The following is a 15,272-nucleotide window of genomic DNA, read 5'->3' as shown; positions in this document are numbered from 1 at the left end:
TCACGAGCGGCTTGTCCCGCAGCATCCGCGCGGCTAGCGTCGCCGTGACCGTGAAGGTTCACGACAGGAACAGGATCCGCATGTCAGCGCAGACCGCGACCCCCTCGACCACGCCCGCCGGCGACCGCTCCCCGGTCGGTGCGACCACGCCCGGATGGGCCGTCCTCGGCCCGGGCGGCATCGCCCGCCGCTTCCTCTCCCAGCTGCCCGCGTCGACCGGCACCCTCGTGGCCGCCGGGAGCTCGTCGCCCGACCGAGCGCAGGCGTTCGCGGACGAGGCCGCCGAGCACGGCTTCACCGACGTCCGCGCGGGGGAGTACGACGCCGTGCTCGCCGACACCGCCGTCGACGCGGTGTACGTGTCGACCGTGCACACCGGTCACGCCGACCTGGTGCTCCGCGCCCTCGACGCCGGCAAGGCCGTGCTCTGCGAGAAGCCCCTCGCGCCGAACCACGGCACCGCGATGGCGCTCGTCGACGCCGCACGCCAGGCCGGTCTGCCGCTGGTCGAGGCGTACATGTACCGCTTCCACCCGCAGACCGCGGCGCTGCTCGACCTCGTGCGCGACGGTGTCGTCGGGCAGGTCACCCACGTCGACGCGTCCTTCGCGTTCCGCAGCGGGGAGCGCAGCGGCCGTCTGTTCGACGTGGCCACCGCCGGCGGCGGGATCCTGGACGTCGGCGGCTACCCGGTGACCATGGCCGCCGCGGTCGTGCAGGCCGCCACAGGGGTCGCCGTCGCCGAGCCGGTCGAGCTCACCGCCACCGGCACCCTCGGTCCGACCGGCGTCGACGAGTGGACGGTCGCACACCTGACGTACCGCGACGGCACCACCGCGAGCGTCCGCACCGGGGTCCGTGTGCAGGACGAGAACGCCGTCACCGTGCACGGCACGCGCGGTCGCATCGTGCTGACCGACCCGTGGACGCTGTCGGCCGACCCGACCATCACGGTGCACACCGTCGACGAGGACCCCCGCACGCTGTCCTTCGCCGGCGCCGAGCCCTACGCCCTCGAGGCGGACGCGACCACCGCGGCGCTGGCGTCGGGCGCGGTCGAGGCGGCGCAGATGACCCTCGACGAGACCCTCGCGACCGCCCGCACGCTCGACCGCTGGCGCGCCGCGATCGGCCTGCGCTACCCGTTCGAGGCCGAGACCGCCGACGTGCCGACGGTCAGCGGGCGACCCCTGCGCGTCCGCGACGACGCCCCGATGCGCTACGGCGAGGTGCCGGGTGTCGGCAAGCGGATGTCCCGCCTGGTGATGGGCGTCGACAACCAGCCCGACCTCGCCCACGCGAGCGCGATCTTCGACATGTTCGTCGAGCAGGGCGGCAACGTCTTCGACACCGGGTACATCTACGGCGGCGGGGTGCTCGAGGGGCGGCTCGGTAAGTGGATCGAGAACCGCGGCATCCGGGACGACGTGGTCGTCATCACGAAGGGCGCCCACACCCCGTACTGCGACCCGGAGTCGCTCACCCGGCAGCTCCTCGAGAGCCTCGACCGGCAGGGCACGGACCACGCGGACATCTACATGATGCACCGCGACAACCCGGACGTCCCCGTCGGGGAGTTCGTCGACGTCCTCGACGAGCACCGCCGTGCCGGACGGATCCGTGTGTTCGGCGGGTCGAACTGGACCCCGGCGCGCTTCGACGAGGCGAACGCCTACGCGGCGGCGAACGGCAGGCACGGCTTCGAGGTCCTCAGCAACCACTTCGGCCTGGCCGAGGCGTACGACGTGCCGTGGGACGGCTGCGAGCACGCGACCGACCCGGCGTCGAAGCGCTGGCTCGAGGAGCGCCAGGTCCCGCTGCTGCCCTGGTCGTCGCAGGCCCGGGGCTTCTTCACCGGCCGTGCCGCCCCGGGCGACACGAGCGACGCCGAGCTCGTGCGCTGCTACTACTCCGACGACAACTTCGAGCGCCTCCGCCGCGCGCGGGAGCTCGGTGAGCAGTACGGCGTGCCCGCGACCGCGATCGCCCTGGCGTACGTGCTGCACCAGCCGTTCCCGACGTTCCCGCTGTTCGGACCGCGCACGATCGCCGAGGCGCGGTCCTCGATGACGGGGCTGTCGGTCGAGCTCAGCCCGGAGCAGGTGGCGTGGCTGGACCTGCGCGCCTGAGCCGCACCGTCGGTCCGACCCCGGCGCGCGCCACGATCCACGACGTCGCGGCCGCTGCCGGGGTCTCCCGGCAGACGGTGACCCGGGCGATGAACGGCCTGTACGGCATCAGCCCGGCGACGAAGGAGCGCGTGCTCGCGGCGGCCGCGGCGCTCGACTACCGTCCCTCGCGCTTCGGCCGTGGGCTGGTCACGGGCGGCGACCGGCAGCTCGGGCTCGTCGTCGACGACCTGCGGAACCCCTACTCGCCGGAGCTCGCTGCCGCGGTGCTCCGGCTCGCGGCCGCACGCGGGTGGGACGTCATGCTCGCCGACGCCGGGCTCGCCGGTGACTCGGACCGCGCGGTCCGGGCGCTCGGCGTGCAGACGGACGTGGTGATCGGCTACCTCGGGGCCCGGGCGCCCGAACTCGTCGAGCACCTGGGCTCCGTGCCCGTGGTGGAGCTCGACCCCGCCGGCGAGGTCCTCCGCGGAGCCGTCCGGATCGACCCGACCCAGGCGGTCGAGGACCTCGCCGACCACCTCGTGCAGACGGGCGTCCGGCACCCGGTGATCGTCGACGCCTCGGACACCGGGCGGCCGAGCGGGCGCGGCCGGCTCATGCTCGACGCCCTCCGCCGCCGCGGCTACCTGCCGGAGATCGCGATCGCCGACGCCCCGACCTCGGAGCTCGGCGCCGCGATGACGACCAGGGCGCTCGAGCGGTTCCGCCGGGTCGACGCGGTGCTCGCCTTCAACGACCTCATGGCGCTCGGGGTCCTGGGAGCCTGCCGGCGCGCCGGGATCGACGTCCCGGGGGACGTCCGCGTGGTCGGCGTCGACGGCCTCGCGCTCGGCACGCTCGTCGCACCCACCCTCACCACCCTCGCGGTCGACCTCGACGCCGTCGCGCGCGAGGCCCTCGACCTCGCCACCGGCATGCTCGTCGACGACCTGCCGCGGTCCGGCGCGGCCGTGCAGCGCACGGTCCGCCACCGGCTGCTGGTGCGCGAGTCCGCCTGAGCGACCTCGGTCCGCAGCGGGGACCGACGACGGACGGGAGGCCCGTGGCGGTGTCGCCACGGGCCTCCCGTCCGTCGATTGGTTGCACTTGCAACCACAACCGTCCAGACGGTACACTCATGGAGTCCTGACGGGGCGCGTGACCACTTCCGCGTCCCGTCTCGTCTGCCCCACCGAAAGTGTCCGCCGTCGACCTGGTCCGGCTCGTTCCCCAGGGAGTCACCGTGTCCACTCTGCTCACCAGCCCCGTCGCCACCGCCGTCACCGGCAGCCGCGCCCGTCGGTTCGCGGCGCTCGCCGTGCTGATGCTGCCGGTGCTGCTCATCTCCGTCGACAACACCGTGCTGAGCTTCGCGCTGCCGACCATCGCGCGTGCCCTCGACCCGAGCGCGACGACCCAGCTCTGGATCGTCGACGCCTACCCGCTCGTGCTCGCCGGCCTGCTCGTCGTGATGGGGAGCATCGGCGACCGCATCGGGCGACGCCGCATCCTCGTCGTCGGCGCGACCGGCTTCGCGCTGCTGTCCGTCGCCGCGGCCTTCGCGACCGAGGCCTGGATGCTCGTCGCCGCCCGCGCCGTGATGGGCGTCTTCGGCGCGATGCTCATGCCCGCCACCCTGTCGATCATCCGCAACGTCTTCGTCGACGCGGGGGAGCGCCGCGTCGCCCTCGCCGTCTGGTCGACGATGTTCGCGGCGGGCAACGCGCTCGGTCCGCTCGTCGGCGGCACGCTGCTCGCCCACTTCCACTGGGGTGCGGTGTTCCTCGTCGCGGTGCCGATCCTCGTGCTCATGCTCGTCGGGGTGCCCTTCCTCGTCCCCGAGTCCCGCGACCCCCAGCCGGGTCCGGTGGACGTCCCGAGCATGCTGCTGTCGCTCGGCACCCTCGCCCCGACCGCGTGGGCGATCAAGTCGGTCGTGCACCCGGAGGAGCGCGGCTTCGCGATCGCGGCGCTCGCCGTCGGCGTGCTCTGCGGCATCGCGTTCGTCCGCCGGCAGCTGCGCTCGCGCACGCCGATGCTCGACCTCCGGCTCTTCCGGAGCACCGCGTTCACGGGCAGCGTGCTCATGAACATGGCGGCGATGTTCTCGCTCACCGGGTTCCTGTTCTTCATCGCGCAGCACCTGCAGCTCGTCGCCGGGCTCGACCCGTTCACGTCCGGCCTGGTGCTCGTGCCCGGGTCGGTGCTCACGATCGTCGCCGGACTCGTCGTCGTACCGATCGTCGCCAGGGTCGCCCCGCGCTGGGTCGTCGCCGTCTCCCTGACGTTCTCGGCCGCCGCCTACGCGATGGTCTCGGTCCTCGGGCACCACGCGTCGATCGTCGCGCTCGCGGTCGCCTTCGTGCTGCTCGGCATCGGCATCGGTGCATCGGAGACCGTCACGAACGACCTCATCATCTCCACGGCTCCCGCGGACAAGGCCGGCGCGGCGTCGGCGGTGTCCGAGACCGCGTACGAGATCGGCGCCGTGCTCGGGACGGCGGTGCTCGGGACGATCCTGGCGACCGCGTACCGGTCCCACGTGTCGGTGCCGGACGCCCTCGTCGGCTCGGCGCGGACGGCGGCGCAGGAGACCCTCGGTGGGGCGGTGTCCGCTGCGGCCGACCTCGGCGGCACGGCCGGGCAGGCGCTGCTCGAGAGTGCCCGGGCCGCGTTCGACTCCGGCGTGACGATCACCGGTGCGGTCGCGGCGGTGCTCATGCTCGTCGCCGCGGCGGCCTCCGTCGTGATGCTGAAGCGCGACTGAGGCGGTCCGTCCGGCGCGCCCGGGATCGGACGAACCTGGGAATCGCTGACGTGGACCCTGGTCGAGGTCCTACGGTGGGAGGTGGCCGCGCAGCCGCGGCCGATCCCATCCGGAGGAACACCACGACTGCCATGCCCGACGACACCCCGGCCACCATCGCCGACGCGTACAAGGCCGCCTTCCGCGGACACCCCGCCGGTGTCGCGGTCATCACCGCCGAGGGGCCCGAGGGTCCGACGGGCCTGACCGCCTCGAGCGTCGCGAGCGTCGCGGTCGACCCGCCCGTGCTCGTCTTCTCGCTCTCGACCAAGTCCGGCTCCGCCGGGGTCGTGCTCGGCGCCGACGTCTTCGTGGTGCACCTCGTCGACTCGCTCAGCGTCGGTCTCGCCAAGCGGTTCGCCGCGACCGGTAGCCCCGCGGCGGACGACCCGATGTGGGGGACGCTGCCGACCGGTGAGCGTTACCTGCCCGCCGCCGCGACCGCGCTGCGCTGCCGCCCGCGGTCGACGACCGAGATCGGCTCGTCGACCGTCGTCGTGGCCGAGGTGCTCGACATCGCGACCGGGACCGACCGCGGCGAGCCGCTGGTCTACCACAACCGGGAATTCCACTCCCTCTCCGACCGTTCCCGGCTCTCGTGAGCCGCGGGGCACCGTTCCGCCAACCACCGATCGAAAGGACCTCAGATGGCTGAGTACACCCTGCCGGAGCTGCCGTACGACTACGCAGCGCTCGAGCCGCACATCAGCGGCAAGATCATGCAGCTGCACCACGACAAGCACCACCAGACCTACGTCACGGGTGCGAACACCGCGCTCGAGCAGCTCGCCGAGGCCCGCGAGTCGGGCAACCTGGCGAACGTGAACAAGCTCGAGAAGGACCTGGCGTTCAACCTCGGCGGCCACGTCAACCACTCGATCTTCTGGACCAACCTCGGCCCGGACACGAAGGTCCCCGAGGGCGAGCTCGCCGCGGCGATCGACGAGTTCTTCGGCTCGTTCGAGAAGTTCCAGGCGCAGTTCACCGCCGTCGCCACGGGCATCCAGGGCTCCGGCTGGTCGGTGCTCGCGTGGGACCAGGTCGGTCAGAAGCTCACCACCTTCCAGCTCTTCGACCAGCAGGCCAACGTGCCGCTGGGCGTCGTGCCGATCTTCATGCTCGACATGTGGGAGCACGCGTTCTACCTCGACTACCTCAACGTCAAGGCGGACTACGTCAAGGCCGTGTGGAACATCGTCGACTGGGAGAACGTCGCGGCTCGCTTCGCGAACGCCAAGTCGCAGTCGTTCGTCACCCTGTGACGCGGCTGCCGGTCACGTGGTGACCGGCTGACGGACGGGAGGCGCGGTGCCGGCTGGCACCGCGCCTCCCGTCCGTCGTCGTCGTGCGGGTCGGTGATCGCGCCGGTCCGTCGTCGTGCGGGTCGGTCGTCGTGCCGGCCGGGTGCCGTGCTCGTCGGCCGTCAGGCGGCAGCGAGGCGCACCGACGCCGCGAGGTCGTGCGCGATCGCGCGCAGCGCGCCGTCGACGTCCGAGCGGTCCGGGTCGACGAGGGCACCCCACTGGGCACCGCGCGCCGCGGCGACCGCGGCCCGTGCGGTCCGGTCCGCGTCCGCCTCGCAGCGGCCGTGCGCACGGCACCACGCCGAGAGCTCGTCGACCCGGCGGCGGTGCAGCCGCAGCTGGCGGTCGCGGCCGTCGAGCCCCTCGACGCACCCGAGCTCGAACGTCAGCCGCGCCGCGAGGCGCCGTTCGGGGGTGTCGAGGCCACCGAAGACGGCGAGCAGGTGCTCGGTGAGCGTGCACGGGTCGGCGGCGGGGTCGAGGGAACGGTCCTGCGCGGCGGAGAGGTGGTCGACCACGGCGTCGATCAGGGCTTCACGCGAGCCGAAGTGGTACACGATCGGGTACGCACTCGTGCCGAGCACGCGGCCGATGCTCCGGACCGAGGCGTCCTCGAGTTTCGTGTCCTGCAGGTGCCGGGCGACCTTCGCGACGATCGCGGGCTTCAGGGTCGGGTCGGGTCTCCTGGGCATGGCGTCTCCGGCGAGGTCGAGTGATCGGTCGGCGACCGTGCGGACACGATCACCTGAAATGTTAGCGGATCACCAGCCGGCCCGCCGGTCACCCCTGCTCGGCGCGCTCCGGGGTCACGGTCAGGGTCTGCACCCGGCCCGCCGCGAGCGGGGCGAGCCGGATCTCGACCCGCAGGCGACCTGCGCTGCCGGGCAGCCACCAGCGGAGGTGCGACGGCGCCGCGGACTGCTCGTCCACCGGAGCCGCCGCGAGGTCGGCGCCGACCGCCTGCGCGCCCTCGAGCAGCGTGCGGCGTCGGGTCACCCACGGGCGGTCGAGCGGGACGTTGGGCGTGCACACGGCCGCCCCGAGGTCGGCGGCGGTGTCGTCGTCGACGGACGGGTCCGCCCAGGCCCGGAGCAGTGTGGTGACGGCCTGACGCGCCGCGCGCGTGGCCTCGACGGTGCGGCGGACGCCCGGTGCCGTGGCCGCTGCGCTCGCTGACGTCGCTCCCGCTGCTCCCGTCGTCCGGTCGCCGAGCGCGTCGGCGAGCAACAGGTCGAGCGCCTGTTCGGTCGGCGCCGACACCTTCGCCTGCGTCGCGTTCTCGAACGCGACCACGCCGAGACCGTGCTCCGCGGACCACCGCACGTGCGCCGAGAAGCCCGGGTAGCCGCCGGAGTGCGACACGATCTCCCCGGCGCGGTCGTCCTGCTCGACGAACAGCCCGAAGCCGTACGCCGTCGGTCGCCCCGCGGTCGGCACCACCGAGCGCGGCACGATCCGCATCGCCTGCTGCATCGCGCGGCGGTCGGCGGGGGAGACCGGTCCGGCCTCCGGCGCGGCGCTGGACGCCGAGGCGAGGAACCGCGCCCAGCGTGCCAGGTCGCGGACCGTCGAGAACAGACCGCCGATCGGCGAGAACGCACCCGGTCCGGTCATCGGTTGCGGGGTCCACGACCCGTCGTCGTCGCGCTGGCCGGTGACGAGGTACCCCCGTGCCTCGGCGGCGCTGAACACGGTGTCCGTGAGCCCGAGGGGTCGGAGCACCCGGCCCGTCACCGCCTCCGTGTACGGCACCCCGGCGGCGTGGGCGACCGCGCGGCCGAGCAGGGCGTACCCGGTGTTCGAGTAGGCGAAGCGCGTGCCGGGGACGGAGTCGAACAGCAGCCCCGAACGGAGCACCGCGTCGAACGTGTCGTCGGCGATCGACTCCTGCCGGTCCGCCCACGGGTCGTCGGTCGGCAACCCGCCGGACATCGTCAGGAGCATCCGGAGCGTGGGCACCGGCGCGTCGGCCGACGGCAGGACGACCTCGGCGAACGCCGGGACGGCCGTGGTGATCGGGTCGTCGAGGGCCACCCGCCCCTCGGCGACCAGGGTGAGGAGCGTCGCGGCGGTCACGCTCTTCGTGCACGAGGCGATGCGGTAGACCGTGTCGGCGTCCGGTGCGCGGCCGTCACCACGGTCGCCGTGCCCGCCGGTGGCGACCAGGCCGTCCCGGTCGAACACGCCCCAGACGCTGCTCGGTGCCACCCGGTCGGCGACCCGCGCGGCGAACAGGGCGTCGACCTCCGCGAGCACCCCGGCCGACGGCGTCATGCGCGACGCATCCGGTCGTAGGCGTCGAGCGCACGCTGCCGAGAGGCCTTGAGGTCGACCATCGGTTCCGGGCGGTCCTCGTCCGCGGGAACCCAGCGCCGCACGTACTCCTTGTGCGGGTCGAAGCGTTCCATCTGCCGGTCGGGGTTGAACACGCGGAAGTACGGCGCGGCGTCGAAGCCGGAGCCGGCGACCCACTGCCAGTTGCCCGCGTTGTTCGCCGGGTCCGCGTCGACCAGGGTGTCCCAGAACCACTGCTCACCGATGCGCCAGTCGACGAGGAGGTTCTTCACGAGGAAGCTCGCCGTGGCCAGGCGGACACGGTTGTGCATCGCCCCGGAGTGCCAGAGCTCCCGCATGCCGGCGTCGACCAGGTCGAAGCCGGTCCGCCCGTGCCGCCAGCGGTCGAGCTCGTCGTCGTCCACCTCGCGCCACGGGAAGGCGTCGAACTCGCGTCGAACGTTCACGGTCGCGATGTCGTCGCAGTGGAAGTACTCGTTCCAGTTGAACTCGCGCCACGCGAGCTGGCGGAGGAACGCCGGGGCCTGCCGGCGCTGCTCGGGCTCGAGTTCGCCGTGCAGCCGGTGCCACACCTGGTACGGGCTGACCTCGCCCCACCGGAGGTGCGGGGACAGGTCGCTGGTCGCGGCCATCGCGGGCTCGTCACGCTGGTCGTAGTCCTCGAGCGGCCCGTGCACGAACTGCTCGAGCTTCCGGTGTGCGCCTGCCTCGCCGGGCTCCCACGCGTCACGGAGCCCGCCCGCCCAGTCCGGCGCCGTCGGCAGCAGTGCCCAGTCGTCGAGGTCGTCGGAATCGACGTCCGCCGGGGCGGGCAGGTCACGCGGCTTCGGCAGCGGGTGCCGCGGTTCGGGCATCGCCTGGGCTGCGCGCCAGAACGGGGTGAAGACCTTGAACGGCTCGCCCTGTCCGGTGAGGACCGTCCACGGTTCCCAGAGCAGGTTCGCCGCGAAGCTGTGGGCGTCCTTCCCGTCGTCGGTCAGGGCGCTCTTGATGCCCGCGTCGAGGTCGCGTTCCACCTTGCCGTACCGGCGGTTCCAGTAGACGGCGTCGGCGCCGGTCTGCGCGACGAGCTCGGGGATCACCCGCGCGGCGGCGCCACGGCGCAGGACGAGTCGTGAGTGGCGGTCCCGGAGTTCGGCGTCGAGGGCGGCGAGCGAGTGGTGGAGCCACCAGCGGCTGGCGGCGCCCACCGGACGGATGCCCGGCGACTCCTCGTCGAGCACGACGACGACGGTCACCGGACCGCCGTGGTCGATCGCCGCTCGCAGGGCGGGGTTGTCCGCGAGTCGCAGGTCCTCGCGGAGCCAGACGAGTGCGCCGCTCACGCCGACACCGCCTCGGGTGCGCGGGGACGACGGACGTCGCCGGTGCCCGCTGCGTCGCGCAGCTTCGTGCAGAGCGCCGTCAGGGTCCGGAGCTCGTCGTCGTCGAGTCCGGCGCCGACCTGGTCGGCGATGGTCTGCGCGTGCTGCACCGCCACCGAGCGGTAGACGTCGAAGCCGTGCGCCGTGAGGGCGACGATCACGCCCCGCGCGTCGCTCGGGTCCGGCTGCTTCTCGACGATGCCCCGCGACGCCAGGCGGTCCACCAGGCGACTCACGCTCGGCTGCGTCAGGAGCAGGTGCCCGGTCAGGTCGCGCATGCGTGCGCGCCGTCCTGGCTGCGTCGACAGGTTGAAGCAGACGTCGTACTCGTTGAAGGAGATCTCACCGCCCGGGAAGTCGGCGTTGAGTGCGCGCATCACGGTCACCTGCGCCCGGAACAGGGCCTCCCAGGCCGCGACAGCGGTCGCCTTGTCGCTGCGGCGTGCGTCGTCCACGGTCGTCGTCCCTCCGGTCGTACGGTCAACCCACACTACCGACGGCGTGCGACGCCGCACCCGGCTCGGGGGACGGACGCGTCCGGACGTGACGAGGGCCGGTCGCCTTCTGAGCGACCGGCCCTCTCCCTTGCACCAAGAGTGTCCTGCAATCACATTCCGCAGACGGTGCCACAGCAAACACTGCCTGCATGACCGACTGTATAACGACGAGGTAACGGTGCGCCAGCGTGCGGGGCAATCGTTCGCTGCGAGTTCACCGAACGTCGCCGGAGCGGATCAGAAGAGGTCGGGCGACGGCGTCGACGCGTAGCGCACCGCGACGTCCGCGTGCCGGTCGAAGCGGTAGCCGACTCCGCGCACCGTCCGGACGATCTCCTCGAAGGCGCCGAGCTTCGACCGCAGTCGCCGCACGTGCACGTCGATGGTGCGCTCGTTCGGGGTCTCGTCCTCGCCGTCGGACCACAGGCCGTCGATGATGGCGGCGCGGTCGACCGTCTGGCCCTCGCGCAGCACGAGGAACTGCAGGAGCTCGAACTCCTTGTAGGTCAGGGGAGCGGCCTCGCCGTCGAGCGTCACGCGCTTCCGGGAGATGTCGATGACGACCCCGGTCTCCTCGGGCTCGGGCTTCTCGGCCTGCTTGCGGGCGGCCACGGCGGAGCGGTCCTGCAGTGCGAGGCGTACCACGTCGACGTCACGCCCGCCGGAGCCCTCGGCTGCGACGGCGACGGCGGCGTACGTCTCCGACGACGGCACGAGCTGGGCGGTGAGGGCCTTCAGCTGCTCGACCACGGCCGCCAGGGTCGTGCCGGCAGCGGCGGCAGCAGCCTCGTCGATGCCGACGTACAGCGCGAAGCCGCGTGCCTCGGTGCCCTCCGGCAGGGCGCGGTTCCGCTGCGGCGCGACGACCGGGCTGGTCGGGATCCCGCTCGGGACCGGCGGGGCGACGGGCTCCCGACGCGGGCGGATCGGGGTCACCGTCCCGAGGTCGGTGGGCACCGCGGTGGCGGGGCGGAGGGCGGTGCGGGGCTGGGGGATCGTGAGCGACATGGCGGTTCTCCGGGCGGGGCTGCGGTGCGGTGCACCGTGCGGTGTCGAGTGCGTCGGTCCGGGTACGGCTGATCGCCGTGTCGCCCAGCGGTCCTGCGGTGGACCGGGGCCTCCCGGGAGGTACGGGTGACGGTCGGTCCGACGGGACGTGCTGTCGCGACGTCGTCGAGGTGCTGTCACCCGGGGATCACACGCGCGCGACCGGGGTGGTGTCGCGGGGGATCCGGCTGGAACGGGTACCGATCAGGCACACATTCGACAACGCATGACCGCCGACGCCGACATCATGATGTCGGCGTTCCCCAGGGCCTCGGAGAGGACTCGGGAGGACACGGTTACAGTCATGGGACGAGTATCTGCGGTATACCAAGGCGCTGTCAACCGTCCGTGCGGACGGTGACGGGAGTGGACAGACGGTGCTCGGACCGGACCGTCTGCCGGACGGGAGGCGCGCTGCGACCCCGCCACGCGCCTCCCCTCCGGCGTCGTGCGGACGGAGCGCGGTGCGCGAGACGCACGCGTGAGCAGGGGGTGCGGTGCACGAGACGCCGCCGCGCGGACGGGGTGCGGTGCGCAAGACGCCGGCATGTGTGCCGAACGCCGTCTCCCGCCCGAGACACCCCCGGAAGCGACGGCGTCTCGTCGGGGACGCCGCGTCTCGCATCGACGCCGGCGTCTCGACACGACCACGGCGGACGCGAGACGCCCCCGGCGACAGGGCCGGAGCCGTGTCGACGGGGGCGTCGGGGGAGCGGGTGCTACTCGGCCAGGCCGTACAGGCGGTCGCCGGCGTCGCCGAGACCCGGGACGATGTAGCCGTTCTCGTCGAGCTTCTCGTCGAGGGCGCCCAGGACGATGCTCACGTTCCGGTCACCGACGGCCTGCTCGACGGCGGCCAGGCCCTCGGGTGCGCCGAGGATGCACACGCACGTGACCTCCTCCGCGCCGCGGTCGAACAGGAAGTCGATCGCTGCCGCGAGCGTGCCACCCGTCGCGAGCATCGGGTCGAGCACGAAGCACTGCCGGCCGGACAGGTCGTCGGGCAGGCGCTCGGCGTAGGTCTGCGGCTCGAGCGTGTCCTCGTTGCGGGCCATGCCGAGGAAGCCGACCTCGGCGGTGGGGACGAGCTTGACCATGCCCTCGAGCATGCCGAGCCCGGCGCGCAGGATCGGCACGACGAGCGGACGGGGCTTCGCGATGGCGACGCCCATCGTGTGTGCGACAGGGGTGTCGATCGGCGTCGCCGTGACCCGGACGTTGCGCGTCGCCTCGTACGCGAGGAGCGTGACGAGCTCCTCGGTCAGCGCGCGGAAGGTCGGGGAGGGTGTGGTCCGGTCGCGGAGCACCGAGAGCTTGTGGGTGATGAGCGGGTGGTCGGCGACGTGGACTCGCATGGTGTCGAGCGTACCGTGCCGATGGGGCAGGATCGACGCGTGGAGCACCCAGCCGGACGACCGTTCACCGCGGCGATGGACCGCGCGCTCGACGAGGCGCGTGCCTGCCTGGCCGCCGGGGACGTCCCGGTCGGTGCCGTCGTGCTCGACGCCGCGGGCGAGGTCGTCGCGGTCGGCCGGAACGAGCGCGAGGCCCGGCAGGACCCGACCGCCCACGCCGAGGTGCTCGCGCTCCGCGCCGCGGCCGCGGCGACGGGGGACTGGCACCTCGCCGAGCACACCCTGGTCGTCACGCTCGAGCCGTGTCCGATGTGCGCCGGTGCCGCCCTGGCCGCACGCGTGCCCCGGATCGTGTTCGGGGCGTGGGACCCGAAGGCCGGGGCGAGCGGCAGCGTCTACGACATCGCGCGGGACCGGCGGCTGCCGCACCGGGCCGAGGTCGTCGCCGGCGTCCGCGAGCGGGCCTGTGCCGACCTGCTCGACGCGTTCTTCCACGAGCGCCGCTGACCGACCGACGGCGCTGGCGGACCGACGGCGCGGGCGGCACGGGTTGCCTCAGTCGGCCGCGCGGATGACGATCGCCTCGGTCGGCGGACGGGGCCCGGTCCGGAGGACGTCCGGCTCGACGTAGATCACGCGCGCAGCCGGGACGGCGTCGCGGATCCGCTGCTCGACCGTGTCGATGCCGGCGGCCACGTCGCCGAGGCGTCGGTCGCCGTCGACCGCGACCTTCATGCCCACCATGAGCTCGTCCGGCCCGAGGTACAGCGTCTTGAGGTGCACGATCGACTCGACCTCGGGTCCGTCGAGCACGGCGGCCCGGATGCGCTCGACGTCGGCGGCGCTCGCGCCCTCGCCGACGAGCAGGCTCTTCGTCTCGATGCCGAGCACGATCGCGACCGCGATGAGCAGCAGGGCGATGAGGATCGTGCCGATCGCGTCGAACACCCCGTTGCCGGTGAGCACGGTGAGCCCGACGCCGAACAGCGCGAACACGAGGCCGGTCAGCGCCGCGGTGTCCTCGAGCATCACGACGGGGAGCTCCGGCGCCTTCGCCCGGCGCACGAACTGCACCCACGACTGCGAGCCCTTGTGCGGGCGGGCCTCGCGCAGCGCGGTCCGGAGCGAGAAGCCCTCGAGCCCGATCGCGATGACGAGCACGGCGACGGGGAGCCACCAGTTCGTGATCGGGTGCGGGTCGGCGAGCTTCTCGACGCCCTCGTAGAGCGAGAACACGCCGCCGATGGTGAACAGGACGATCGAGACGACGAACGCGTACACGTACCGTTCGCGGCCGTGGCCGAACGGGTGCTCCTGGTCGGCGGCCTTCCGTGCACGGCGTCCGCCGAGCAGGAGCAGCAGCTGGTTCGCCGAGTCGGCGAGGGAGTGCACGCCCTCCGCGAGCATGGCCGCCGACCCGCTGATCGCGGCCGCGACGAACTTCACGATCGCGATGCCGACGTTGGCGGCGAGTGCAGCGACGATCGCCCTGGTGCCTCCCGAAGCGCTCACGGTGTCCCTTCTCCCTGCGGTGCACCGGGCCGACCCCCGCGGACGGCCCCCTGACGGACCGATCCTAGGCGTGGGCGCTGGGTAGGGTCGGGACCATGACGATCGCACTGCCCCGTACCGCCATGCTCGGCGTCGGCTCCATGTCCGGCAGCGTCCTCGAGGGCCTGCTCGCCGCGGGACTCGACCCGACGACCGTGACCCTCACGACGCGGTCCGAGCAGTCCGCGGCGGCGTGGCGCGAGCGTGGCCTCGCCGCGGCGGCCACGGAGACCGACCCGGACGCGAACCGTGAGGCCGTCCGGGGCGCCGGACTCGTCGTGCTCGGTGTGAAGCCGTACCTGGTCGGCGAGGTCCTGGACGATGTCGCCGCGTCCCTGCACCCCGGTGCGGTCGTCGTGAGCGTCGCCGTCGGCACCACCCTCGCATCGATGGAGGCTCGGGTGCCCGCGGGGGTCCGAGTCGTCCGCGCGCTGCCGAACACGCCGATCGGGGTCGGTCACGGGATCACCGGTGTCAGCGCGGGGACCACGGGGGACGCCGACGCGGTCGCCCTGGCATCGAGCGTCTTCGCCGCGTCGGGACAGGTCATCGAGGTGCCGGAGGCGCAGCTCGACGCCCTGTCCGCCGTGTCCGGGTCGGGCCCCGCGTACGTCTTCCTGCTCGTCGAGCAGTGGCAGCAGGCGGCCGAGGGGCTCGGCTTCACGCCGGAGCAGGCCGCGACGATGGTGCAGGGGACGGTCCGGGGCGCCGTCGAGCTGCTCGCCGCGTCCGGCCGCGAGCCCGCGGACCTGCGCCGTGCGGTGACCAGCCCGAAGGGCACCACCGAGCGCGCGGTCGCCGTCCTGCAGGACGCCGACCTGTCCGGCACGTTCACGCGCGCCTCCCGCGCCGCGATCGCGCGAGCCGAGGAGATCGCCGCGTCCTGATCGCCGGTGCCGCCCCGACCCGTGGGAGGTGACCGGGAGCCGGACGGGAGGCCCG

The 15,272-nt window shown here is 73.2% G+C and carries 14 protein-coding genes; 7 read left to right on the top strand and 7 right to left on the bottom strand.

Annotation, left to right across the window (positions count from 1 at the left end; translation table 11 throughout):
• Window positions 1-80 precede the first annotated feature (80 nt).
• The 5 genes from C1N91_RS11500 (at window position 81) to C1N91_RS11480 (ending at window position 6,179) form a co-directional block, all read left to right on the top strand.
• Entirely contained in the window at window positions 81-2,129 is a 2,049-nt protein-coding gene (locus C1N91_RS11500; protein ID WP_137767811.1) for an aldo/keto reductase, read from the top strand.
• Window positions 2,108-3,130 carry a LacI family DNA-binding transcriptional regulator gene (locus C1N91_RS11495; protein WP_254678230.1) on the top strand — a complete coding sequence of 341 codons (1,023 nt, stop codon included), beginning with the start codon at window positions 2,108-2,110 and terminating at the stop codon, window positions 3,128-3,130. Before C1N91_RS11500 ends, C1N91_RS11495 begins: the two co-directional genes overlap by 22 nt.
• A gap of 224 nt (window positions 3,131-3,354) precedes the next feature.
• The gene (locus C1N91_RS11490) at window positions 3,355-4,878 is read left to right on the top strand and encodes an MFS transporter (RefSeq protein ID WP_137767810.1); all 1,524 of its coding nucleotides are present in this window, start codon (window positions 3,355-3,357) and stop codon (window positions 4,876-4,878) included.
• Window positions 4,879-5,009: 131 nt separating this feature from the next.
• Window positions 5,010-5,519, top strand: a complete 510-nt coding sequence (locus C1N91_RS11485) for a flavin reductase family protein (RefSeq protein WP_137767809.1) — start codon at window positions 5,010-5,012, stop codon at window positions 5,517-5,519.
• Window positions 5,520-5,564: 45 nt separating this feature from the next.
• Window positions 5,565-6,179 carry a superoxide dismutase gene (locus C1N91_RS11480; RefSeq protein WP_058725055.1) on the top strand — a complete coding sequence of 205 codons (615 nt, stop codon included), beginning with the start codon at window positions 5,565-5,567 and terminating at the stop codon, window positions 6,177-6,179.
• Between the two features lie 161 nt (window positions 6,180-6,340).
• On the opposite strand, the gene C1N91_RS11475 is transcribed toward C1N91_RS11480, so the two are convergent.
• The 6 genes from C1N91_RS11475 to upp form a co-directional block, all read right to left on the bottom strand.
• The gene (locus C1N91_RS11475; protein WP_137767808.1) at window positions 6,341-6,913 is read right to left on the bottom strand and encodes a TetR/AcrR family transcriptional regulator; all 573 of its coding nucleotides are present in this window, start codon (window positions 6,911-6,913) and stop codon (window positions 6,341-6,343) included.
• Window positions 6,914-7,001: 88 nt separating this feature from the next.
• On the bottom strand, window positions 7,002-8,495 hold the full coding sequence (locus tag C1N91_RS11470) for a serine hydrolase domain-containing protein (RefSeq protein ID WP_137767807.1): 1,494 nt from the start codon (window positions 8,493-8,495) through the stop codon (window positions 7,002-7,004).
• Complete coding sequence (locus C1N91_RS11465) at window positions 8,492-9,841, bottom strand: cryptochrome/photolyase family protein (protein ID WP_137767806.1); 1,350 nt, start codon at window positions 9,839-9,841, stop codon at window positions 8,492-8,494. The genes C1N91_RS11470 and C1N91_RS11465 overlap by 4 nt, the downstream gene beginning before the upstream one ends.
• Window positions 9,838-10,335 carry a MarR family winged helix-turn-helix transcriptional regulator gene (locus C1N91_RS11460; protein WP_137767805.1) on the bottom strand — a complete coding sequence of 166 codons (498 nt, stop codon included), beginning with the start codon at window positions 10,333-10,335 and terminating at the stop codon, window positions 9,838-9,840. Before C1N91_RS11460 ends, C1N91_RS11465 begins: the two co-directional genes overlap by 4 nt.
• A 279-nt stretch (window positions 10,336-10,614) precedes the next feature.
• Window positions 10,615-11,385, bottom strand: a complete 771-nt coding sequence (locus C1N91_RS11455; protein ID WP_137767804.1) for a winged helix-turn-helix domain-containing protein — start codon at window positions 11,383-11,385, stop codon at window positions 10,615-10,617.
• Between the two features lie 758 nt (window positions 11,386-12,143).
• On the bottom strand, window positions 12,144-12,779 hold the full coding sequence (upp, locus tag C1N91_RS11450) for a uracil phosphoribosyltransferase (protein ID WP_058729799.1): 636 nt from the start codon (window positions 12,777-12,779) through the stop codon (window positions 12,144-12,146).
• A gap of 75 nt (window positions 12,780-12,854) precedes the next feature.
• Here upp and C1N91_RS11445 point away from each other — a divergent pair, with 75 nt between their 5' ends.
• The gene (locus C1N91_RS11445) at window positions 12,855-13,286 is read left to right on the top strand and encodes a nucleoside deaminase (protein WP_137768802.1); all 432 of its coding nucleotides are present in this window, start codon (window positions 12,855-12,857) and stop codon (window positions 13,284-13,286) included.
• A 48-nt stretch (window positions 13,287-13,334) separates the two neighbouring features.
• Here the strand turns inward: C1N91_RS11445 and C1N91_RS11440 are convergent, their stop codons facing one another.
• Entirely contained in the window at window positions 13,335-14,291 is a 957-nt protein-coding gene (locus tag C1N91_RS11440) for a cation diffusion facilitator family transporter (RefSeq protein WP_137767803.1), read from the bottom strand.
• Between the two features lie 95 nt (window positions 14,292-14,386).
• On the opposite strand from C1N91_RS11440, the gene proC reads away from it, so the two are divergent.
• On the top strand, window positions 14,387-15,217 hold the full coding sequence (gene proC / locus C1N91_RS11435; RefSeq protein ID WP_137767802.1) for a pyrroline-5-carboxylate reductase: 831 nt from the start codon (window positions 14,387-14,389) through the stop codon (window positions 15,215-15,217).
• Window positions 15,218-15,272 lie beyond the last annotated feature (55 nt).

The organism is Curtobacterium sp. SGAir0471 (assembly GCF_005490985.1).
GTDB lineage: Bacteria > Actinomycetota > Actinomycetes > Actinomycetales > Microbacteriaceae > Curtobacterium.
This window is presented reverse-complemented; position numbering and strand designations above follow the sequence as displayed.

Bases quoted from the DNA above. Each gene is read 5' to 3' on its own strand.
- C1N91_RS11500 (WP_137767811.1), top strand. From the start codon at position 81: ATGTCAGCGCAGACCGCGACCCCCTCGACCACGCCCGCCGGCGACCGC.
- C1N91_RS11455 (WP_137767804.1), bottom strand. From the start codon at position 11,385: ATGTCGCTCACGATCCCCCAGCCCCGCACCGCCCTCCGCCCCGCCACC.
- C1N91_RS11475 (WP_137767808.1), bottom strand. From the start codon at position 6,913: ATGCCCAGGAGACCCGACCCGACCCTGAAGCCCGCGATCGTCGCGAAG.
- C1N91_RS11470 (WP_137767807.1), bottom strand. From the start codon at position 8,495: ATGACGCCGTCGGCCGGGGTGCTCGCGGAGGTCGACGCCCTGTTCGCC.
- upp (WP_058729799.1), bottom strand. From the start codon at position 12,779: ATGCGAGTCCACGTCGCCGACCACCCGCTCATCACCCACAAGCTCTCG.
- C1N91_RS11480 (WP_058725055.1), top strand. From the start codon at position 5,565: ATGGCTGAGTACACCCTGCCGGAGCTGCCGTACGACTACGCAGCGCTC.
- C1N91_RS11485 (WP_137767809.1), top strand. From the start codon at position 5,010: ATGCCCGACGACACCCCGGCCACCATCGCCGACGCGTACAAGGCCGCC.
- C1N91_RS11445 (WP_137768802.1), top strand. From the start codon at position 12,855: ATGGACCGCGCGCTCGACGAGGCGCGTGCCTGCCTGGCCGCCGGGGAC.
- proC (WP_137767802.1), top strand. From the start codon at position 14,387: ATGACGATCGCACTGCCCCGTACCGCCATGCTCGGCGTCGGCTCCATG.